Genomic DNA, 19,861 nt, shown 5'->3' with positions numbered 1-19,861 from the left:
TCATTCGGTGGTCAATGGCTCTGGCCGTGCCAGGGCACCAGCTTGCGCTGCAGGGCGCGCAGGCCCATCTCCAGGGCGAAGGCGATCAGGGCGATCAGCAGGATCCCCAGGACCACCACATCGGTGACCAGGAACTGCGCTGCCGACTGCACCATGAAGCCCAGGCCACTGGTGGCGGCGATCAGCTCGGCGGCCACCAGCGTCGACCAGCCCACGCCGAGGCCGATGCGGATGCCGGTGAGGATGTCGGGCAGTGCACTGGGCAGGATCACATGGCGGATCAGCTGGATTTTGCTGGCGCCCAGCGACTGCGCGGCACGCAGCTTGGCGGGGTCGACGGTGCGCACGCCGGTAGCGGTAGCGATGGCAATCGGGGCGAAGATCGCCAGGTAGATCAAAAGCACTTTCGACAGCTCGCCTATGCCGCACCAGATGACGATCAGCGGCAGGTAGGCCAGCGGCGGAATCGGTCGGTAGAACTCGATCAGCGGATCGAGGATGCCGCGGGCCACGCGGTTGTAGCCGATGGCGATGCCCACCGGGATGGCGGTCAGGGTGGCGGCCAGCAGCGCCAGGCCGATGCGCCCCAGGCTCGCGCCCAGGTGCTGCCACAGGCTGGCGTCCATGTAGCCCTGGGTGAGCAGCGTCCAGCCCTTGGCCAGGATATCCGCGGGCGAGGGCAGGAACAGCGGCTCGATCCAGCCGGCGGCGGTAACCAGCCACCACACCAACAGCAGCGAGGCCAGGGTGAGGGCGCTGATCCAGCGGGTCGGCAAGGGCTTGCGGGTTTTCACGACAGGTGGCGTCCGGGCTGCCTGCTTGGCGGCGGCTGGCAATTCGATACTGCTCATGCGGACTCCTGACGTTGCGAGAACACCCGCGCCAGCACGTGCTCGCGGGTCTCGATGAAGCGTGGATCGGACTTGATCGCCCGGGCCGACTCGCCAGCGGCGTAGCGCTGACCGAAGTCCAGTTGCAGGCGCTCGACCACCCGTCCCGGATTGGGCGCCAGGAGCACCAGCTCGGTGGCGAGGAATACCGCTTCCTCGATGTCGTGGGTGATCAGGAACACTGGCTTGGCGGTGCGCTGCCAGACCTGCAGCAACAGCTCCTGCATCTGTTCACGGGTAAAGGCATCGAGGGCGCCGAACGGTTCGTCCATCAACAGCACTCGCGGATCGGCGGCCAGCGCCCGGGCAAGGCCCACGCGCTGCTTCTGCCCGCCGGACAATTGCCACACACGCCGCTCGCCGAAGCCGGCCAGGTCTACCAGCGCCAGCATCTCGCGCGCCTTGGCTTCACGCTGCGCACGCGGCACGCCGGCCAGTTCCAGGCCAAAGGCGACGTTGCCGAGCACATCCTGCCAGGGCAGCAGGGCGTCGTCCTGGAACACCACGCCGCGCTCGGCGCCTGGGCCTTGCACCGGTGCGCCATCGAGGGTGATGCGCCCGCCGCTGGGGGCGACGAAGCCGGCGATCAGGTTGAGCAGCGAGGTCTTGCCGCTGCCGGAAGGCCCGAGGGCCACCAGCAGCTGGCGCGGACCCAGGCTCAGGTTGATGTCTGCCAGCACCGGGGTGGTGGCGCCGGGGTACTGTGCGCTGATGCGCTCCAGCTCGAGCAAGGCCATGACGGGCTCCGGATCAGTTGGGCAGGTACTGGGCGCTGACGTAGGGCGCGTAGTCCGGCAGCACGGCATCGACCTTGCCCTGTTGCTTGAGGAAGGTGGCGGTGTCGGTCAGCGCCTGGGTGGTCGGTGCGCCGAGTGCGCTGGCCTGGTCGGCGGCCAGTGGGTAGACGTTGCCCTGCAGCAGCACCGGAATATCGGCGGGTTTGGCGCCAGACAGCTTGACCAGCTTGGCGACGTTGTCCTTGTTGGCCAGCCAGGCTTGCGGGTCCTTGCGGTAATCGGCATAGGCGTCGAGGGTGACCTTGGCGAACGACTTGACGATCTCCGGGTGCTTGGCGGCGAAGTCCTTGCGCACGATCCAGGCGTCGAAGGTCGGCGCGCCTTTCTCGGCCAGCTCGCCGGAGGTGATCAGTACCTTGCCGTTTTCCTTGGCCACGCCCAGGGCCGGGTCCCAGACGTAGGTGGCGTCGATGTCGCCGCGTTTCCAGGCGGCGATGATCGCCGGTGGCGCGAGGTTGAGGATCTGCACTTTCGACGGGTCGATGTTCCAGCTCTTCAATGCGGCCAACAGGCTGTAGTGGCCGGTGGAAACGAACGGCACGGCGACCTTCTTGCCGACCAGATCCTGCGGGGTCTTGATGCTGTCGCGGGCGACCAGGGCTTCACCGGCGCCGATCTGGGTGGCGATCAGAAAGGTTTCCACAGGCAATTTGCGGGTGGCGGCGGCGGCCAGCGGGCTGGAGCCGAGGTAGCCGATCTGCACGTCGCCCGAAGCGACGGCGGTGATCACATCGGCGCCGTTGTCGAACTTGCGCCAGTCGATGCTGGCCTTGCTGTCCTTTTCATAGGTGCCATCGACCTGGGCCACCTTGGCCGGGTCGACGGTGGTCTGGTAGGCAACGGTCAGGTCGGCGGCCTGGGCCAGCCAGCTGGCACTGGCGAGGGTCAGGGCGGCGAACAGGCGCAGCGGAGCATGCGGGATCATGGTTGAACCTCTCGTCAGGCATTCGGGGGTAGATGGCGAGAAGACTAGATGATCTAAGAAATATGAAATAAATAACTTTTTAGAATTAGCTTAAAAGCCAATCGCTCTGACCCCCGCCCGTGTGGGGCGGCGGTACCGGTGGCGGAATCTGCCAAGCCAGCTAGGCTTGATCGGTTCCGACGGGAGGCCGTCGGTCGCCACCCCTGCAAACGTTTGCACATAACCTAAAGGTATGATTGACGGCGTCGATACAACGATTTGTAGGAATGGTTCCGATGTTATTCCGTAAAAATCTTACAGATTCATAAAACGGTCATTTTGGATTTATAGGATTGTCATTATCCTGTAGCGCAGATCGACGGATTAGACCAAAGTCGCGAATCGATCGTTAGCGATTGACTTGGCGGTCACGCTTTAGGGCTAAATCGCCAATCCGGGTGAGTGGGGCAGCAGATTCCGCCGCTTGAGACGCACAAAAATTAGAACGTAGAGGAGCAAAACATGTACAAGTCCAGCCTGGCCCTGGCCGTGGCACTGGGGGTTCTCGCCCAACAAGCAGGCGCTGCAGGTTTCATCGAGGACAGCAAGCTGTCCCTGAGCTCGCGCACCATGTACTTCAACAACGATAACCGTGAAGCGCCTGGTAGCAAGCCACGTCCTGACGTGCGTGAGTCCGGTCAAGGTTTCAAGCTTGACTACATCTCCGGCTTCACCGAAGGCACCGTTGGCTTTGGTGTCGATGCCCAGGCTCTGTGGGGCATCCACCTGGATGGTGGCAAGGGCTACCACCAGGATGGCAGCACCTTCATGCCGAGCGACAGCAACGGCTCCTCCGTGGCCCAGTGGGCCCGCTTCGGTGCCAACGCCAAGGCTCGTTTCTCGAAGACTGAAGCCCATTTCGGTAGTGCTCTCGCTCCGAACCTGCCAATCCTCGTTTCCAACGATGGTCGTCTGCTGCCGCAAACCTTCGAGGGTGCCACCGTCACCTCCAAGGAAATCGACAACCTGACCATCAATGCCGGTCAACTGACCCATGCGATGGGCCGTGCCTCGAGCAATCGCACCGGGCTCTCCGTGCAGGGTGCGTACCGCGACAGCAACAAGTTCCGCTTCGGTGGCCTGGACTACAAACTCACTCCAGACCTGACCCTGCAGTACTACTACTCGAACCTGGAAGACTTCTACAAACAGCACTTCCTGGGCGCTACTCACGTCTTCAAGATCGCCGACGATCAGTCGTTCAAAACCGATCTGCGCTACTTTGACAGCAGCAGCGACGGCAAGAACGGCAGCGGTAACGGCTACAACTTCGGCAACAACGGCGGCTACGCCAAGCACACCGGCGAAGTCGACAACAAGACTTGGTCGGCCATGTTCACCTACACCTTGGGTGGCCACGCGCTGATGCTGGGGCATCAGCAGATCAGCGATGATGGCGGCTTTGTTTGGCTGAACCAGGGCAACGTGCGCAAGGACGGCTCCACCTCTCCGTTGGAAGGTAATGGCGGCGCGAGCTTCTATCTGTTCACCGACAGCATGATCAACCAGTTCGCCAAGGCCGGTGAAAACACCACCTTCGGTCAGTACTCCTACGACTTCGCACGTCTGGGCGTGCCGGGCCTGAAAGCATCGGTTGCTTACCTGCGTGGTGAAGATGGCCGTGCCACCAATGGCCACGGTACCTTCAGCGAGTGGGAACGTGACGCTCGCGTCGACTACGTTCTGCAGGAAGGCACCCTCAAGGGCCTGGGCTTCAGCCTGCGCCAGGGTGTCTACCGTGGTACCGGTTCGGGCTCCGCAGCCGACCAGGACCAGACTCGCTTCATCGTCAACTACACTTACGCCTTCATGTAAGTCGTAGCTGTACAAAGAAAGCCTCGCCTAGCGCGAGGCTTTTTTGTGTCTGCGAATCCGTATGCAATCTGGTTATAAATAAATCGATATTTATTCTTTTTATTTTTATTCGGAAGCAGGCACATTGAACCCACAAGGCCAGACACAGCACAGGAGCCGCTTCCATGAGCCTCAAACTCGGCGATATCGCCCCCGATTTCGAACAGGATTCCAGCGCCGGCAAGATCCGTTTCCACGAATGGCTGGGCGACAGCTGGGGCGTGCTGTTCTCCCACCCGGCCGACTTCACCCCGGTGTGCACCACCGAGCTGGGCCTGACCGCCAAGCTCAAGGATGATTTCGCCAAGCGCGGGGTCAAGGCCATCGCCCTGTCGGTGGACCCGGTGGACTCGCACCACAAGTGGATCGACGACATCAACGAGACCCAGAACACCGTGGTCAACTTTCCGATCATCGCCGATGCCGATCGCAAGGTCTCCGACCTGTACGACCTGATCCACCCCAATGCCAGCGACACCCTGACCGTGCGTTCGCTGTTCGTCATCGACCCGAACAAGAAGGTGCGCCTGACCATTACCTATCCGGCCAGTACCGGGCGCAACTTCAACGAGATCCTGCGGGTGATCGACTCGCTGCAGCTGACCGACAACTACAAGGTCGCCACGCCGGGCAACTGGCAGGACGGCGATGAGGTAGTGATCGTGCCTTCGCTCAAGGACGAAGATGAAATCAAACGTCGTTTCCCGAAAGGGTATCGGGCGGTGAAACCCTATCTGCGGCTGACCCCGCAACCCAATCGTTGAAGCATTCCTCGTTGCATTGCTCTTAGCCAAGCAGGGATCTTCGGGCCGTTTCGACGGCCCTTTTTTATTGCGTGGCTACAACAAATCAGAAATTCATAAATGGAATAAACAAATGAAAAAATATGATTTATAGGTATATGTGACGAGCTGTTAATGTCGTTACATCCAGCGGGGACAACCCCTCGCGGCCCTGCAATCGAATCGAAGGAAGCGCTTTCAATGCTGGTTGTCTCTGTCGGTGGTAGCCCCAGTCTTCGTTCACGCTCCGGCGTGCTGCTAGAACGCTCGCGCGACTGGCTGCAAGAGCGTGGCGTCGAAGTGGTGACCTTCCAGGTGCGTGAGTTTCCCGCCGAAGATCTGCTGCATGCCCGTTTCGACAGCCCGCAGGTGCGCCACTTCAACGAACTTGTAGCCCAGGCCGACGGCCTGGTGGTGGCCACCCCGGTGTACAAGGCGTCCTTCGCCGGGGCCTTGAAGACCTTGCTCGACCTGCTGCCCGAGCGGGCCCTGGAACACAAGGTGGTGTTGCCGATCGCAACCGGTGGCAGCATCGCCCACATGTTGGCCGTGGACTACGCGCTCAAACCCGTGCTGTCGGCCCTCAAGGCGCAGGAGACCCTGCAAGGGATCTTCGCCGACGACAGCCAGATTGCCTACGGTGAGGGCACCCGACCCGCGCAACTGGCCGCTGCCCTGGAGCAGCGTCTGCAGGATTCGCTGGAAACATTCCACAGCGCCATGGCGCGCCGGCCCCAACCTGTCGCCCCCGGCGTGCTCAACGAACGCCTGATCAGTGCCCGCTGGAGTATCTGAACCAGGCTTGACCGCTCCATCGCTGTCCCCACCTTACTCGCCCGCCAACGAGGCAAGCAGGTGCTACCCGAACCCAACTCGCACAGGAGAGCGCCATGCGCACAGTCTTCTTGCGTCGTGGTCTGGTCGCCCTGTTCGCGGCGGCTGTGTCCTTCGGCGCCATCAGCCAAGCCCAGGCCGAGAGCCTGCGTATCGGTTACCAGAAATACGGCACCCTGGTGCTGCTCAAGGCCAAGGGCTCGCTGGAAAAGCGCCTGAAGGAACAGGGCATCGACGTGCAATGGACCGAGTTCCCCGGCGGTCCACAGCTGCTCGAAGGTCTCAACGTCGGCTCCATTGACTTTGGCGTGACCGGCGAAACGCCGCCGGTATTTGCCCAGGCCGCGGGCGCCGATCTGCTCTACGTCGCCTATGAGCCACCAGCTCCGCACAGCGAGGCGATCCTGGTGCCGAAGGGGTCGACGATCCAGTCGGTGAAGGAGCTCAAGGGCAAGAAAGTCGCCCTCAACAAGGGTTCCAACGTGCATTACCTGCTGGTGCGTGCCCTGGAAGACGCCGGTCTCAAGTACACCGATATCCAGCCCGTCTACCTGCCCCCGGCCGATGCCCGTGCCGCCTTCGAGCGCGGCAGTGTCGATGCCTGGGTGATCTGGGACCCGTACCAGGCCGCCGCCGAGCAACAGCTGCAGGCACGCACCCTGCGTGACGGCAAGGATCTGGTCGACAATCACCAGTTCTACCTCGCCACCCGCAGCTATGCGACCCAGCACCCGGCGGTGATCAACACCCTGGTTGAAGAAGTGCGCGCCGTGGGCGAATGGTCCCAGGCCAATCCGCAGCAGGTCACCGACCAGGTTGCGCCGCTGCTTGGCCTGCCCGCCGACATCACCCTGACTTCGGTCAAGCGCCAAGGCTACGGAGCCGCGCCGCTGACCCCGGCAGTGATCGCCGCGCAGCAGAAGATTGCCGACACCTTCCAGGCCCTGAAGCTGATTCCCAAGCCCTTGAGCATCAAGGACGTGATCTGGACACCCCCGGCCAAGGTCGCCAGTGCGCCTTGAACGTTTCGCCTGCGCCGGGGCGTCGCCCCGGCATGAGCCACCCTTGAGGAGACAACTCCAATGAGCCTTAACATTTTCTGGTTCCTCCCTACCCATGGTGACGGCAAGTACCTGGGCACCAGCGAAGGCGCCCGCGCCGTCGATCACGGCTACCTGAGCCAGATCGCCCAGGCCGCCGACCGCCTGGGCTTCGGCGGCGTGCTGATCCCCACTGGACGTTCCTGCGAGGACTCCTGGCTGGTGGCGGCGTCGCTGATTCCGGTGACCGAGCGCCTGAAGTTCCTGGTGGCCCTGCGCCCGGGGATCATCTCGCCGACCGTCGCCGCCCGTCAGGCCGCGACCCTGGATCGTCTGTCCAACGGCCGTGCATTGTTCAACCTGGTGACCGGTGGCGATCCGGACGAACTGGCCGGTGATGGCCTGCACCTGAACCACCAGGAACGCTATGAGGCGTCGGTGGAGTTCACCCGTATCTGGCGCAAGGTGCTCGAAGGCGAAACGGTCGACTACGACGGCAAGCACATCCAGGTCAAAGGCGCCAAGCTGCTCTACCCGCCGATCCAGCAGCCGCGCCCGCCGCTGTACTTCGGTGGGTCGTCCGACGCTGCCCAGGACCTGGCCGCCGAACAGGTCGAGCTGTACCTGACCTGGGGCGAGCCGCCGGCCGCGGTGGCCGAGAAGATTGCTGCGGTACGTGAGAAAGCGGCCGCCCAGGGCCGTGAGGTGCGCTTCGGCATTCGCTTGCACGTGATTGTGCGGGAAACCAACGAGGAGGCCTGGGCTGCCGCCGACAGGCTGATCTCGCACCTGGACGACGACACCATCGCCCGCGCCCAGGCGTCGCTGGCGCGCTTCGACTCGGTCGGTCAGCAGCGCATGGCCGCGCTGCACGGTGGCAAGCGCGACAAGCTCGAAGTGGCACCGAACCTGTGGGCCGGCGTCGGCCTGGTGCGTGGTGGCGCCGGCACCGCGTTGGTGGGCGATGGCCCGACCGTCGCGGCGCGGGTCAAGGAATACGCCGATCTTGGCATCGATACCTTCATCTTCTCGGGCTATCCACACCTCGAAGAGTCGTACCGCGTCGCCGAGCTGCTGTTCCCGCATCTGGACGTGCAGCGCCCGGAGCAGCCGAAAACCGGCGGCTACGTGAGCCCGTTCGGTGAAATGGTCGCCAACGACATCCTGCCCAAATCCGTGTCGCAGAGCTGAGGGCCGGGGCCATGAGTCGTGCATCCACCACCACCTGGTCCAAGCGCCTGGCGCCCTGGGCCCTGCCGATCCTGCTGCTGGCGGTATGGCAGTTGGCGGTCAGCGCAGGCTGGCTGTCGACCCGCATCCTGCCGGCGCCGAGCGCGGTGGTCAGTGCCGGCGTCGAGCTGGTGCGCAGTGGCCAGATCTGGACCCACCTGGCCATCAGCGGCTGGCGTGCCGGCCTGGGCTTCGTGATCGGCGGCAGTCTCGGCCTGTTGCTCGGCTTCATCACCGGCCTGTCGAACTGGGGCGAGCGCCTGCTCGACAGTTCGGTGCAGATGATCCGCAACGTGCCGCACCTGGCGCTGATCCCGCTGGTGATCCTGTGGTTCGGCATCGACGAGTCGGCAAAGATTTTCCTGGTAGCCCTGGGGACGCTGTTCCCCATCTACCTGAACACCTATCACGGGATCCGCAACGTCGATCCGGCGCTGGTGGAGATGGCGCGCAGCTACGGGCTGTCGGGCTTCGCGCTGTTCCGCCAGGTGATCCTGCCGGGTGCGCTGCCCTCGATCCTGGTCGGCGTGCGCTTCGCCCTGGGTTTCATGTGGCTGACGCTGATCGTCGCCGAGACCATCTCGGCCAATGCCGGCATCGGTTATTTGGCAATGAACGCCCGCGAGTTCCTGCAGACCGACGTGGTGGTGCTGGCGATCGTCCTGTACGCGGTGCTCGGCAAGCTGGCCGACCTGGCCGCCCGTGGCCTGGAGCGTGTGTGGTTGCGTTGGCACCCGGCCTACCAGGTGGCGAAGAAGGAGGGCGCGTGATGACGGTGCTCAAGGCACAACCGCCACGCCTGCTGCGTGGCATCCCCCTGGCGGCCCGGGACCTGCGTCGTACGTTCGGCCAGCGCGAAGTACTGCGCGGGATCGATCTGCACATTCCGGCTGGCCAGTTCGTCGCCATCGTTGGTCGCAGTGGTTGCGGTAAAAGCACCTTGTTGCGCCTGCTGGCCGGGCTCGACCAGCCCAGCGGCGGCCAATTGCTGGCGGGCGCCGCAGCGCTTGCCGAGGCCCGCGAGGATACCCGGCTGATGTTCCAGGACGCGCGCCTGCTGCCCTGGAAGAAGGTGATCGACAACGTCGGCCTGGGGTTGTCCGGCAACTGGCGGCCACGCGCCCTGGAAGCCCTGGAGGCGGTCGGCCTGGTCGATCGCGCCAATGAGTGGCCGGCGGCCTTGTCCGGTGGCCAGAAACAGCGGGTGGCCCTTGCCCGGGCGCTCATTCATCAGCCGCGCCTGCTGCTGCTGGATGAGCCCTTGGGCGCGCTGGACGCCCTGACCCGTATCGAGATGCAGCAACTGATCGAGCGCCTGTGGCGCCAGCACGGTTTTACCGTGCTGCTGGTCACCCACGACGTCAGCGAAGCCGTCGCCGTGGCCGACCGGGTGATCCTGATCGAAGACGGCGCCGTCGGCCTGGACCTGGTCATCGACCTGCCGCGACCTCGAGTGCGGGGTTCGCACCGCCTGGCGGCGCTGGAAAGCGAAGTGCTCAACCGTGTTCTCTCCGTCCCGGGAACGCCGCCCGATCCGGAACCTGTCGCCCCGTTGCCCACGCAGTTGCGTTGGGCTCATTGAATCCCCGAAACCGCAAAAAGGAATGACGCCATGACCATCAAAGCCATCAACGTTCGCAACCAGTTCAAAGGCACCGTGAAGGAAATCCTCGAAGGCCCGGTACTGTCTGAAATCGACGTGCAGACCGCCTCTGGCATCGTTACCTCGGTGATTACCACCCGTTCCGTGAAGGAGCTCGAGTTGCAGGTGGGCAGCGAGGTGATCGCCTTCGTGAAATCGACCGAGGTGTCCATCGCCAAGCTCTGAAGTCTTGCACGGTACCTTTAGGGGCGACTTTAGCCGCGATCACCTGCGGAGCGGGTGCCAGACATCGCGTTGGCGGCATCGCGGCTAAAGCCGCTCCTACAGGATATTTGCAGGGCTCAGGGTCAGCGTTTGGCCAGATAAGGCGGCAGATACAGCCCGAGATACGCCTCGAACACGCGCATCCCTTCCTCCGCCATGCGTGGCGTGATCGCCTCATGCAGCTGCATCGAGCGGGCATACACCCGGTCGCTCAGTTCCATCGCCAGGGCGAACACGTGCACATCCCTCGGCATCGCTGGCAACTGAAAATGCCGGTCGAACAGTTGGTGCATCAACTCGCCCAATTCCAGATCATGCTGGCGATCAGCCTGGACCACTTCGCTCAAACCATGCTGGGCGAGGATCAGCTGCCGCGCCGCGGCGTCTTCGTTGTAGATGTCGAGCATGCGCTGCTCGATCAGCCGCGACAGGCCATGCCAGGTGCTGAACGCCGCGCTGTCGATCGGTGCGCTCAAGGCTTCGCGAAATGCCCGGTGCACGTCGGCGGTCAGCGCCTCCAGCAAGGCCGGCACGCTGGCGAAGAAGTGATACACCGACGATGGCGGAATCTGCGCCCGTTCCGCCACGCTGTAGATCGACAACCCCGCCACCCCTTGCCCTGCCAGCAGCTCGCGCGCCGCGGCGAGGATCGCTTCGATCCTGGCCTGGCTGCTGGCGCGTGGCTTGCGCGGGGTGGCGGTGCGGTTCATCAGTTGCTGATTGCCAGGATGCTGGCCTGGTAGGCACCGACGAACAGGTCGAAGTCACCGACCTCTTCCTGTTCCAGCTCGGACTGCTTGGCGATCGACTCGCGAGCCAGGGTTTCGAAGGCCTGTTGCTGCGCGCTGCTCAGTGGCTGCTCGCGGAAGCTCTCGGCGTGCAGGCGGCTTTGGCGCAGGGAGAACTGGACGAAGGTCTCGTCATGTTCGGTCATGCGCGCCAGCACCTGGGCCGATGGCGTCAGCTCGGGGTCTTCGACCTTGGCCTGCTGTGCTTCCAGGGCCTTGGCGTGGTCATTGCCACCCTGGGCACGGTCGAGCAGCCCGGCCAGCTGGCCGATCCGCTCGATCAGTTCGCTTGCCCACTCCTTCAATGCGACCGGTTGGCCGTCACGGCGCAGCTCCAGGCCCGGGCGCCGACCTTCCTTGACCACGGTGAGGAAGTTGTCGGTGCACTGGCCGCACTCGCCGTTGTCCAGTTGCGGGCTCTCTTCGAGGGCGCAGAACAGCAGGAAGGCGTCGAGGAAACGCGCCTCGGTCAGGTCGATGCCCACTGGCAGGAACGGGTTGATGTCCAGGCAGCGCACTTCCACGTACTGCACGCCGCGCGAGGTCAGGGCCTGGATCGGCCGCTCGCCGGTGTAGGTGACGCGCTTGGGGCGGATGTTCGAGTAGTACTCGTTCTCGATCTGCAGGATGTTGGTGTTCAACTGCACCCACTCGCCATCGACGTGCGTGCCGACCTCGACATAGGGCGGGTAGGGCGTGCCGACGGCCTTGCGCAGGCTGTCGGTGTAGCTGGCCAGGTTGTTGTAGCAGGGCGTCAGGCCCGCCTGGGCGTTGCTCTGGTAGCCCAGGTCGCTCATGCGCAGGCTGGTGGCGTAGGGCAGGTACAGTGTTTCGGCGTCGAGTTCTTCGAGCTGGTGCGGGCGGCCGCGCAGGAAGCCCTTGTCCAGGGCCGGGGACGCGCCGAACAGGTACATCAGCAGCCAGCTGTAGCGGCGGAAGTTGCGGATCAGCGCGATATAGGCCGAGGACTGGTAGTCGCGGTCGTCCTGCTCGCCGCCTTCGGCATCGCGCAACAGCGGCCACAGCGCCTCGGGCAGCGAGAAGTTGTAATGGATGCCGGCGATGCACTGCATGGTGCGGCCGTAACGTAGGGCCAGGCCCTTGCGGTACACGTGCTTGAGCTTGCCGATGTTCGAGCTGCCGTACTCGGCGATCGGGATGTCCTCTTCGGCCGGCAACGCGCAGGGCATCGACGGGCTCCACAGCAGTTCGTCGCCCAGTTTGCTGTAGACGAAGCGGTGGGTCTGTTCGAGGCTTTCGAGCACCTTGGCAGGGTCCGCCAGGGCTGGGGTGATGAACTCCAGCAGCGACTCGGAATAGTCGGTGGTGATCTGCTCGTTGGTCAGCGCCGAACCCAGTGCTTCGGGGTGTGGGGTCTGGGCCAGGCGACCTTCTTTGGTCACGCGCAGGCATTCGCGCTCAATGCCGTGCAGGCACTGCTTGAGCAGGTCGATATTGTCGCCGAGCAGGCTCAGGCGGCGGTTGAGGAGGTCGCTCAAGATGGATTCCTTCACGCGTCAGTCGCCCCAATATGGGGGTAGAGATGACGGTCTACAAGGGTAGTTGGGAAAGGAACTGGCGTTGTCGCCTGGTTTATGCGGTTCCGGCTAGGCTTAGCGTCGATTTCAGGGCCGCTTCGCGCCCCATCGCCGGCAAGCCGGCTCCCACAGAGCATGCATACCCCTGTGGGAGCCGGCTTGCCGGCGATGGCGCGCGAAGCGGCCCCGAGTAGCTCGAAAATACCGCAGATTTAGCTACATCAGCTAGAGAACCGCGAAGGTTCCCTGCGCCTTGGCCACCAGCTTGTCGTCCTGGAGCACGTCGGCGTCGACCACGAGGGTCCGCCGTCCCGCATGCAGCACCCGGGCGGTGCATACGACCTCGCCCTCGCTGACGGGGCGCATGTAGTTGATCTTGCACTCGATGGTCACGCTCTGCTGGTCGAAACCATGGCTGGCCGAGCAGGCCAGGCCCATGCTGATATCGACCAGGCTGAAGATCGCCCCGCCGTGCAGCTTCTGGCCACGGTTGCGCAGGTGCGGCTCGAGCGCCAGGGCCACTTCTGCAACACCCGTTTCCAGGCGTTGCAGGCGGCAGCCGAGGAGCTGGCTGAAGGCGCTTTCGACGTACTCCTTCGGTACTTCCATCACTTCTTCTTCAGTTGCTTGGCGTTGGCGAACAGCGCTGCCATGGCGTTGTTGGCCGGCGCGGCGGCGGTGGCCTCGCGCTGGCGCGGCGCCTGCTGCTGGCGGTTGCCGCCATTGCCGCGGTTGCCGCCGCGGTTGCCCTCGACCTTCTCGCCCGGGGTGTCGCTCATGCGCATGGACAGGCCGACGCGCTTGCGCGGGATGTCCACTTCCATGACCTTGACCTTGACCACGTCGCCGGCCTTGACCGCTTCACGCGGGTCCTTGACGAACTTCTCCGACAGCGCCGAGATGTGCACCAGACCATCCTGGTGCACGCCGATGTCGACGAAAGCACCGAAGTTGGTGACGTTGGTCACCACGCCTTCGAGGATCATGCCGGGTTCCAGGTCCTTGAGGTCCTCGACGCCGTCCTGGAAGGTGGCGGTCTTGAACTCCGGACGCGGGTCGCGACCTGGCTTGTCGAGTTCCTGGAGGATGTCGGTGACGGTCGGCAGGCCGAAGGACTCGTCGGTGAATTTCTTCGGGTCCAGGCGCTTGAGGAAGCCGCTGTCGCCGATCAGCGAGCGGATGTCACGGTCGGTGTCGGCGGCGATGCGCTGCACCAGTGGGTAGGCTTCCGGGTGCACCGCCGAGGCGTCCAGCGGGTTGTCGCCGTTCATCACGCGCAGGAAGCCGGCGGCCTGCTCGAAGGTTTTCTCGCCCAGGCGGCTGACCTTTTTCAGCGCGGCGCGGGTGGCGAACGGGCCGTTGGCGTCGCGGTGGGCGACGATGTTCTGCGCCAGGGTGGCATTGAGGCCGGAAATGCGTGTCAGCAGCGCCACCGAGGCGGTGTTGACGTCCACGCCCACGGCGTTCACGCAGTCCTCGACCACGGCGTCCAGGCCACGGGCCAGTTTCACCTGCGACACGTCGTGCTGGTACTGGCCGACGCCGATGGATTTCGGGTCGATCTTCACCAGCTCGGCGAGCGGGTCCTGCAGACGGCGGGCAATGGACACCGCGCCGCGGATCGACACGTCCAGGTCGGGGAACTCGCGGGCGGCCAGTTCAGAGGCCGAGTACACCGAAGCGCCAGCCTCGGAAACCATGATCTTGGTGATCTTCAGTGCCGGGTACTTCTTCACCAGCTCCGCCACCAGCTTGTCGCTCTCGCGGCTGGCAGTACCGTTGCCGATGGCGATCAGCTCCACCGAGTGTTTGGCGCACAGCGCGGCCATCACGGAAATGGTGCGGTCCCAGTCATTCTTCGGCGCGTGCGGGTAGACCGTGGTGTAGTCCAGCAGCTTGCCGGTGGCATCGACCACGGCGATCTTGCAGCCGGTACGCAGGCCCGGGTCGAAGCCCAGGGTGGCGCGCGGGCCGGCCGGGGCGGCCAGCAGCAAGTCGTGCAGGTTGTGGGCGAAGACGTTGATCGCCTCGCCTTCGGCGTTGTCGCGCAGCTCGCCGAACAGGTCGGTTTCCAGGTGGGTGTAGAGCTTGACCTTCCAGGTCCAGCGCACCACCTCGCCCAGCCACTTGTCGGCGGGGCGGTTGCGGTTCTCGATGCCGACATGGTTGCCGATCATCACCTCGCACGGGTGCAGGGTGCCCGGCAGTTCTTCGCCGACCTTCAGCGAGGCGCTCAGCACGCCTTCGTTGCGCCCGCGGAAGATCGCCAGGGCACGGTGCGACGGCGCGTTGCGCAGCAGTTCGTCGTGGGCGAAGTAATCGCGGAACTTGGCGCCTTCGTCTTCCTTGCCGGCGACTACGCGGGCAGTGAGTACTGCTTCCTGCTTGAGGAAGTTGCGCAGCTTGTCCAGCAGGCCGGCGTCTTCGGCGAAGCGCTCCATGAGGATGTACTTGGCGCCTTCCAGGGCAGCCTTGACGTCGGCCACGCCCTTGTCCGCGTCGACGAAGCGCGCGGCTTCGGCTTCCGGGTTCAGTTGCGGGTCGTCGAACAGGCCGTCGGCCAGCTCGCCCAGGCCGGCTTCCAGGGCGATCTGGCCCTTGGTGCGGCGCTTCTGCTTGTACGGCAGGTAGAGGTCTTCGAGGCGGGTCTTGGTATCGGCCAGCTTGATCTCGCGGGCCAGCTCCGGAGTCAGCTTGCCCTGCTCCTCGATGCTGGCCAGGATGCTGGCGCGGCGCTCGTCGAGCTCGCGCAGGTAGCGCAGGCGCTCTTCCAGGTGGCGCAGTTGGGTGTCATCCAGGCTGCCGGTCACTTCCTTGCGGTAACGGGCGATGAAGGGCACGGTCGATCCTTCGTCCAACAGGCCCACGGCCGCTTCGACCTGCTGTGGGCGCACGCCCAGTTCCTCGGCGATACGGCTGTTGATGCTGTCCATGAAAACCACCTGACAAATAGTGAATGCAAGGCCGCGGGTGGGCGTTCAGCCCCGGCGACACTGGGTGAAAGCCGCGCATTATACCCATCGGGCCGAGCTTGCGGTGATGGCGCGGCGCCAGTCGTCGATGGGGCGGCAGTGGCACGGCGGGAAAAATCTGCTAACAATGCACACGGCACGCGCGGCAATGGCTACGCCATAATGCGCGGCGATATCAGAGGAGTAATTCATGACCAGCACCGCAAACGCCGTAGAAGGCGACAAGATTCTCATCGTCGACGACGACCCGGGCCTGAGCAGCCTGCTGGACCGTTTCTTCACCAGCAAGGGCTTCCGTGTGCGCACCGTGCCCAACGTCGAACAGATGGATCGCCTGCTGGCCCGTGAAGTGTTCAATCTGGTGGTGCTCGACCTGATGCTGCCGGGCGAGGACGGCCTGTCGGCGTGCAAGCGCCTGCGCGCCTCGAACAACCAGATCCCGATCATCATGCTCACCGCCAAGGGCGATGAGCTCAGCCGTATCAAGGGGCTGGAGCTTGGCGCCGACGATTACCTGGCCAAGCCGTTCAACCCAGACGAGCTGGTGGCCCGGGTCAAGGCCGTGCTGCGCCGCCAGGCCCCGGCAGTGCCAGGCGCGCCGGGCAGCGAGGAAGAGACCGTCACCTTCGGCGACTACGAACTGTCGCTGGCCACCCGCGAGCTCAAGCGCGGTGAAGAAACGCACATGCTCACCACCGGCGAATTCGCCGTGCTCAAGGCCCTGGTGATGCACGCTCGCGAGCCGCTGACCCGCGACAAGCTGATGAACCTGGCCCGTGGCCGTGAGTGGGATGCCCTTGAGCGCTCCATCGACGTGCAGATCTCGCGCCTGCGCCGGATGATTGAGCCCGATCCTTCCAAGCCGCGTTACATCCAGACCGTATGGGGTGTGGGCTACGTCTTCGTGCCGGACGGAAACGCCGGCAAATGAGCCTGCCGGCTCGTCAGGGTGCAGCAGGGCGACCCATGCGGGTCGCCCTGTTTTCGTCTACGGCGACCGGCCTTTTCAGCAAAGTAGTAGATCGATGAAAACGCCTCTCTGGTTCCCGCAAAGCTTCTTCGCTCGCACCCTCTGGCTGGTGCTGATCGTCGTGCTGTTCTCCAAGGCACTGACGCTCGTGTACCTGCTGATGAACGAGGACGTGCTGGTCGACCGCCAGTACAGCCACGGCGTGGCCCTGACGCTGCGTGCCTATTGGGCAGCGGATGAAGAGAACCGCGACCAGATTGCCGAGGCCGCCGGCTTGATCCGTGTGACCGGCGCCGGCGTGCCGGAGGGCGAGCAACACTGGCCCTACAGCGAGATCTACCAGCGCCAGATGCAGGCCGAGCTGGGCGAGGACACCGAAGTGCGGTTGCGTATCCACGCGCCGCCCGCGTTATGGGTGAACGCCCCGAGCCTGGGCCCGGGCTGGCTCAAGGTGCCGCTGTATCCGCACCCACTGCGCGGGCAGAAGATCTGGAACGTGCTTGGCTGGTTCCTGGCCATCGGCTTGCTGTCCACGGCGTCGGCCTGGATCTTCGTGCGCCAGCTCAACCAGCCGCTCAAGCGCCTGGTGTTCGCTGCCCGCCAGTTGGGTCAGGGGCGCAGTGTGCGCTTGCCGATCAGCGATACCCCCAGCGAAATGACCGAAGTGTACCGGGCGTTCAACCAGATGGCCGAAGATGTCGAGCAGGCCGGGCGCGAACGCGAGCTGATGCTGGCGGGCGTTTCCCACGACTTGCGCACGCCGCTGACCCGGCTGCGTCTGTCGTTGTCGCTGATGGGCAACGAAAGCGACCTCAGTGAGGACATGGTCCGCGATATCGAGGACATGGACGCGATCCTCGACCAGTTCCTGGCGTTCATTCGTGACGGGCGTGACGAGCCGGTGGAAGAGGTCGACCTGAACGATCTGATCTACGAAGTGGTGGCCCCTTACAACCAGCATGAGGAGCAGGTGCGCCTGTGTCTCGAGCCGATTCCGCCGTTCCCGCTGCGTCGGGTCTCGCTCAAGCGCATGCTCGGTAATCTGATCGGCAACGCCCTGCATCACGCTGGCAAGGGGGTCGAGGTGGCGGCCTATGTGTCGGGTGACCAGAGCGCGCCTTATGTGGTGCTCAGCGTGCTGGATCGCGGGGCGGGGATCGACGAGTCGGAGCTGGAGACCATCTTCAACCCGTTCATCCGTGGCGACCGGGCGCGGGGCGGCAAGGGCACCGGGCTGGGGCTGGCGATCGTCAAGCGTATCGCCGCGCAGCATGGCGGCAATGTCGAATTGCGCAACCGCTCCGGTGGCGGGATCGAGGCGCGGGTGCGGTTGCCGTTGGGGTTGTTGCTGCCGCGTAACGCTGTGTGAAATCAATCGCGGGGCAAGTCGCACCGGCGCACCGCCGCTGCGACTTGCCCCGCGATGTGTTTAACCCTTGCCCTTGGTCCGGGTCTGATTGGGCCCGCTGTTCTTTTCCAGGTGCTCGATGATCATCCCGGCGACGTCCTTGCCGGTAGTCACCTCGATCCCCTCCAGGCCCGGCGACGAGTTCACCTCCATCACCAGTGGCCCATGGTTCGAGCGCAGGATATCCACACCCGCCACGCTCAGTCCCATCACCTTGGCCGCGCGAATCGCGGTCATGCGCTCTTCGGGGGTGATCTTGATCAGGCTGGCCACGCCTCCGCGATGCAGGTTGGAGCGGAACTCGCCCGGCTTGGCCTGGCGCTTCATCGAGGCGATCACCTTGTCGCCGACCACGAAGCAGCGGATATCGGCGCCACCGGCCTCCTTGATGTACTCCTGGACCATGATGTTCTGCTTCAGGCCCATGAACGCCTCGATCACCGACTCGGCGGCCTTGGTGGTCTCGCACAGCACCACGCCGATGCCCTGGGTACCTTCCAGTACCTTGATCACCAGTGGCGCGCCGTTGACCATCTGGATCAGGTCGGGGATGTCGTCCGGCGAGTGGGCGAAGCCGGTGACCGGCAGGCCGATACCGCGCCGCGACAGCAGTTGCAGCGAGCGCAGCTTGTCCCGCGAGCGGGCGATGGCCACCGATTCGTTGAGCGGGTAGACGCCCATCATCTCGAACTGGCGCAGCACCGCGCAGCCATAGAAGGTGACCGAGGCGCCGATGCGCGGTATGACCGCGTCGAAGCCTTCCAGGGGTTTGCCGCGGTAGTGGATCTGCGGCTTGTGGCTGGCAATGTTCATGTAGGCCCGAAGCGTGTCGATCACCACCACTTCGTGGCCCCGCTGGGTACCGGCCTCGACCAGGCGGCGGGTGGAATACAGACGCGGATTGCGCGACAGCACAGCGATCTTCATGCAGCACCTGTGACAGGGGAAAGGGTGGCCGCGAAGGCCGGTTTGTCCTGAACGTACTTGAGGCCGGGGTTGACCACCAGTTGGCCATGGATGAGCGCCTTCGAGCCGAGCAGCAGCCGATAGCGCATGCTCTTGCGGCAGGCCAGGGTGAATTCGACCTCCCAGACCCGGTCACCGAGCGCCAGGGGCGTGCGGATCACATAGCGGGTCTGGGCATGGCCGTTGGAGCTCTTGATCGTCTTCATGGTCACCATGGGCGCTTCGCAGCGCCGGTGGCGCAGTTGCACCACCGAGCCCAGGTGGGCGGTAAAGCGTACCCATTGCTGGCCATCGCGTTCGAACGGCTCGACCTCCGTGGCGTGCAGGCTGGAGGTGCTGGCGCCGGTGTCGATCTTGGCGCGCAGGCCGGCGACGCCGAGGCCGGGCAGGGCGACCCACTCGCGCAGGCCGATCACAGTCAGGTGGTCAAATGTCTTCACTAAGCGTGCCCTGCGGATAAGGAGGTGAACTGTAATGACGGCACGGACTTTTTGCATCTGTCAGTCACGGTAGTACAGTTCCGTGAAAGACAGAATTCGAGGAAAAACCATGGCACAAAAGCCTGAAGACGACGACAAGGTACGCCTGGACAAGTGGCTGTGGGCAGCGCGCTTCTACAAGACCCGCGCATTGGCCAAGGCGGCCATTGAAAGCGGCAAGGTGCACTGCCGGGGCGAGCGCTGCAAGCCGGGCAAGGAGCCACGGGTGGGCGATGAGTTCGTGCTGCGCACCGGGTTCGACGAGCGCACCGTGGTGGTCAGGGCGTTGTCGGTGGTGCGCCGTGGCGCGCCCGAAGCACAGACGTTGTACGAGGAAACCGCCGAGAGTGTGAAGCGCCGCGAGCAGGCCGCTGAAATGCGCAAGGCGGGGACGATGGGCGTGACCACCGACGGGCGGCCGACCAAGAAGCAGCGGCGGCAGATTCACCAGTTGCACGGCAGTTTCGAGTGACGAGGGCCGC

The 19,861-nt window shown here is 64.3% G+C and carries 20 protein-coding genes; 11 read left to right on the top strand and 9 right to left on the bottom strand.

What is annotated here, in order from left to right; all coding sequences use genetic code 11:
* Positions 1 to 11 precede the first annotated feature (11 nt).
* Genes tauC through tauA form a run of 3 tightly spaced genes read right to left on the bottom strand, consistent with a single transcriptional unit; the run spans position 12 to position 2,612 of the window.
* Complete coding sequence (tauC, locus tag AAHK21_RS12615; protein ID WP_367857415.1) at positions 12 to 851, bottom strand: taurine ABC transporter permease TauC; 840 nt, start codon at positions 849 to 851, stop codon at positions 12 to 14.
* Complete coding sequence (gene tauB / locus AAHK21_RS12610) at positions 848 to 1,627, bottom strand: taurine ABC transporter ATP-binding subunit (protein WP_046857525.1); 780 nt, start codon at positions 1,625 to 1,627, stop codon at positions 848 to 850. Before tauB ends, tauC begins: the two co-directional genes overlap by 4 nt.
* 13 nt (positions 1,628 to 1,640) lie before the next feature.
* Positions 1,641 to 2,612, bottom strand: a complete 972-nt coding sequence (gene tauA, locus AAHK21_RS12605) for a taurine ABC transporter substrate-binding protein (protein WP_046857524.1) — start codon at positions 2,610 to 2,612, stop codon at positions 1,641 to 1,643.
* Between the two features lie 501 nt (positions 2,613 to 3,113).
* On the opposite strand from tauA, the gene AAHK21_RS12600 reads away from it, so the two are divergent.
* The 8 genes from AAHK21_RS12600 to AAHK21_RS12565 all read left to right on the top strand — a co-directional run bounded on the left by AAHK21_RS12600 (position 3,114) and on the right by AAHK21_RS12565 (position 10,219).
* Positions 3,114 to 4,466, top strand: coding sequence for an OprD family porin (locus AAHK21_RS12600; protein WP_367857414.1), 1,353 nt, complete (start codon positions 3,114 to 3,116; stop codon positions 4,464 to 4,466).
* Between the two features lie 164 nt (positions 4,467 to 4,630).
* A complete protein-coding gene (locus tag AAHK21_RS12595) occupies positions 4,631 to 5,269 on the top strand; it encodes a peroxiredoxin (protein ID WP_046857522.1) in 639 nt (212 codons plus the stop codon).
* Between the two features lie 219 nt (positions 5,270 to 5,488).
* On the top strand, positions 5,489 to 6,082 hold the full coding sequence (gene ssuE, locus AAHK21_RS12590; protein WP_046857521.1) for an NADPH-dependent FMN reductase: 594 nt from the start codon (positions 5,489 to 5,491) through the stop codon (positions 6,080 to 6,082).
* Positions 6,083 to 6,177: 95 nt separating this feature from the next.
* On the top strand, positions 6,178 to 7,143 hold the full coding sequence (locus AAHK21_RS12585) for a sulfonate ABC transporter substrate-binding protein (RefSeq protein ID WP_367857413.1): 966 nt from the start codon (positions 6,178 to 6,180) through the stop codon (positions 7,141 to 7,143).
* A gap of 60 nt (positions 7,144 to 7,203) precedes the next feature.
* The gene (gene ssuD, locus AAHK21_RS12580) at positions 7,204 to 8,352 is read left to right on the top strand and encodes an FMNH2-dependent alkanesulfonate monooxygenase (RefSeq protein ID WP_038707156.1); all 1,149 of its coding nucleotides are present in this window, start codon (positions 7,204 to 7,206) and stop codon (positions 8,350 to 8,352) included.
* Positions 8,353 to 8,363: 11 nt separating this feature from the next.
* Positions 8,364 to 9,161 (top strand): aliphatic sulfonate ABC transporter permease SsuC, encoded by a 798-nt coding sequence (gene ssuC, locus AAHK21_RS12575; protein ID WP_046857519.1) that lies wholly within the window; start codon positions 8,364 to 8,366, stop codon positions 9,159 to 9,161.
* Positions 9,161 to 9,973, top strand: coding sequence for an aliphatic sulfonates ABC transporter ATP-binding protein (ssuB, locus tag AAHK21_RS12570; protein ID WP_038707158.1), 813 nt, complete (start codon positions 9,161 to 9,163; stop codon positions 9,971 to 9,973). The genes ssuC and ssuB overlap by 1 nt, the downstream gene beginning before the upstream one ends.
* Positions 9,974 to 10,003: 30 nt before the next feature.
* Entirely contained in the window at positions 10,004 to 10,219 is a 216-nt protein-coding gene (locus AAHK21_RS12565; protein ID WP_008095172.1) for a molybdopterin-binding protein, read from the top strand.
* Between the two features lie 122 nt (positions 10,220 to 10,341).
* Here the strand turns inward: AAHK21_RS12565 and AAHK21_RS12560 are convergent, their stop codons facing one another.
* The 4 genes from AAHK21_RS12560 to AAHK21_RS12545 all read right to left on the bottom strand — a co-directional run bounded on the left by AAHK21_RS12560 (position 10,342) and on the right by AAHK21_RS12545 (position 15,517).
* Complete coding sequence (locus tag AAHK21_RS12560; RefSeq protein WP_198753727.1) at positions 10,342 to 10,968, bottom strand: TetR/AcrR family transcriptional regulator; 627 nt, start codon at positions 10,966 to 10,968, stop codon at positions 10,342 to 10,344.
* Positions 10,968 to 12,560 carry a glutamate--cysteine ligase gene (gshA, locus tag AAHK21_RS12555; RefSeq protein WP_367857412.1) on the bottom strand — a complete coding sequence of 531 codons (1,593 nt, stop codon included), beginning with the start codon at positions 12,558 to 12,560 and terminating at the stop codon, positions 10,968 to 10,970. The genes AAHK21_RS12560 and gshA overlap by 1 nt, the downstream gene beginning before the upstream one ends.
* Before the next feature lie 249 nt (positions 12,561 to 12,809).
* Positions 12,810 to 13,193, bottom strand: a complete 384-nt coding sequence (locus AAHK21_RS12550) for a PaaI family thioesterase (RefSeq protein ID WP_367857411.1) — start codon at positions 13,191 to 13,193, stop codon at positions 12,810 to 12,812.
* Positions 13,193 to 15,517: a Tex family protein gene (locus AAHK21_RS12545; protein WP_367857410.1), complete on the bottom strand. Its 2,325-nt coding sequence runs from the start codon at positions 15,515 to 15,517 to the stop codon at positions 13,193 to 13,195. Before AAHK21_RS12545 ends, AAHK21_RS12550 begins: the two co-directional genes overlap by 1 nt.
* Positions 15,518 to 15,746: 229 nt before the next feature.
* Here AAHK21_RS12545 and ompR point away from each other — a divergent pair, with 229 nt between their 5' ends.
* A complete protein-coding gene (gene ompR / locus AAHK21_RS12540; RefSeq protein WP_046857514.1) occupies positions 15,747 to 16,487 on the top strand; it encodes a two-component system response regulator OmpR in 741 nt (246 codons plus the stop codon).
* Between the two features lie 94 nt (positions 16,488 to 16,581).
* Positions 16,582 to 17,895 carry an ATP-binding protein gene (locus tag AAHK21_RS12535; RefSeq protein WP_038707161.1) on the top strand — a complete coding sequence of 438 codons (1,314 nt, stop codon included), beginning with the start codon at positions 16,582 to 16,584 and terminating at the stop codon, positions 17,893 to 17,895.
* 60 nt (positions 17,896 to 17,955) lie between these two features.
* Here the strand turns inward: AAHK21_RS12535 and rimK are convergent, their stop codons facing one another.
* Both rimK and AAHK21_RS12525 read right to left on the bottom strand, forming a co-directional pair.
* Positions 17,956 to 18,861, bottom strand: coding sequence for a 30S ribosomal protein S6--L-glutamate ligase (gene rimK / locus AAHK21_RS12530; RefSeq protein ID WP_046857513.1), 906 nt, complete (start codon positions 18,859 to 18,861; stop codon positions 17,956 to 17,958).
* Complete coding sequence (locus tag AAHK21_RS12525) at positions 18,858 to 19,340, bottom strand: ATP-dependent zinc protease (RefSeq protein ID WP_038707162.1); 483 nt, start codon at positions 19,338 to 19,340, stop codon at positions 18,858 to 18,860. The genes rimK and AAHK21_RS12525 overlap by 4 nt, the downstream gene beginning before the upstream one ends.
* A 109-nt stretch (positions 19,341 to 19,449) precedes the next feature.
* Here AAHK21_RS12525 and AAHK21_RS12520 point away from each other — a divergent pair, with 109 nt between their 5' ends.
* Positions 19,450 to 19,851, top strand: coding sequence for an RNA-binding S4 domain-containing protein (locus AAHK21_RS12520; protein ID WP_367857409.1), 402 nt, complete (start codon positions 19,450 to 19,452; stop codon positions 19,849 to 19,851).
* Positions 19,852 to 19,861 lie beyond the last annotated feature (10 nt).

The organism is Pseudomonas sp. TE50-2 (genome assembly GCF_040813665.1).
GTDB lineage: Bacteria > Pseudomonadota > Gammaproteobacteria > Pseudomonadales > Pseudomonadaceae > Aquipseudomonas > Aquipseudomonas soli.
Note: the sequence above shows the minus strand (reverse complement) of the source record. Positions and strands in the feature narration are given on the sequence as shown.

Bases quoted from the DNA above. Each gene is read 5' to 3' on its own strand.
- tauC (WP_367857415.1), bottom strand. From the start codon at position 851: ATGAGCAGTATCGAATTGCCAGCCGCCGCCAAGCAGGCAGCCCGGACG.
- tauB (WP_046857525.1), bottom strand. From the start codon at position 1,627: ATGGCCTTGCTCGAGCTGGAGCGCATCAGCGCACAGTACCCCGGCGCC.
- tauA (WP_046857524.1), bottom strand. From the start codon at position 2,612: ATGATCCCGCATGCTCCGCTGCGCCTGTTCGCCGCCCTGACCCTCGCC.
- AAHK21_RS12600 (WP_367857414.1), top strand. From the start codon at position 3,114: ATGTACAAGTCCAGCCTGGCCCTGGCCGTGGCACTGGGGGTTCTCGCC.
- AAHK21_RS12595 (WP_046857522.1), top strand. From the start codon at position 4,631: ATGAGCCTCAAACTCGGCGATATCGCCCCCGATTTCGAACAGGATTCC.
- ssuE (WP_046857521.1), top strand. From the start codon at position 5,489: ATGCTGGTTGTCTCTGTCGGTGGTAGCCCCAGTCTTCGTTCACGCTCC.
- AAHK21_RS12585 (WP_367857413.1), top strand. From the start codon at position 6,178: ATGCGCACAGTCTTCTTGCGTCGTGGTCTGGTCGCCCTGTTCGCGGCG.
- ssuD (WP_038707156.1), top strand. From the start codon at position 7,204: ATGAGCCTTAACATTTTCTGGTTCCTCCCTACCCATGGTGACGGCAAG.
- ssuC (WP_046857519.1), top strand. From the start codon at position 8,364: ATGAGTCGTGCATCCACCACCACCTGGTCCAAGCGCCTGGCGCCCTGG.
- ssuB (WP_038707158.1), top strand. From the start codon at position 9,161: ATGACGGTGCTCAAGGCACAACCGCCACGCCTGCTGCGTGGCATCCCC.
- AAHK21_RS12565 (WP_008095172.1), top strand. From the start codon at position 10,004: ATGACCATCAAAGCCATCAACGTTCGCAACCAGTTCAAAGGCACCGTG.
- AAHK21_RS12560 (WP_198753727.1), bottom strand. From the start codon at position 10,968: ATGAACCGCACCGCCACCCCGCGCAAGCCACGCGCCAGCAGCCAGGCC.
- AAHK21_RS12550 (WP_367857411.1), bottom strand. From the start codon at position 13,193: ATGGAAGTACCGAAGGAGTACGTCGAAAGCGCCTTCAGCCAGCTCCTC.
- AAHK21_RS12545 (WP_367857410.1), bottom strand. From the start codon at position 15,517: ATGGACAGCATCAACAGCCGTATCGCCGAGGAACTGGGCGTGCGCCCA.
- ompR (WP_046857514.1), top strand. From the start codon at position 15,747: ATGACCAGCACCGCAAACGCCGTAGAAGGCGACAAGATTCTCATCGTC.
- AAHK21_RS12535 (WP_038707161.1), top strand. From the start codon at position 16,582: ATGAAAACGCCTCTCTGGTTCCCGCAAAGCTTCTTCGCTCGCACCCTC.
- rimK (WP_046857513.1), bottom strand. From the start codon at position 18,861: ATGAAGATCGCTGTGCTGTCGCGCAATCCGCGTCTGTATTCCACCCGC.
- AAHK21_RS12520 (WP_367857409.1), top strand. From the start codon at position 19,450: ATGGCACAAAAGCCTGAAGACGACGACAAGGTACGCCTGGACAAGTGG.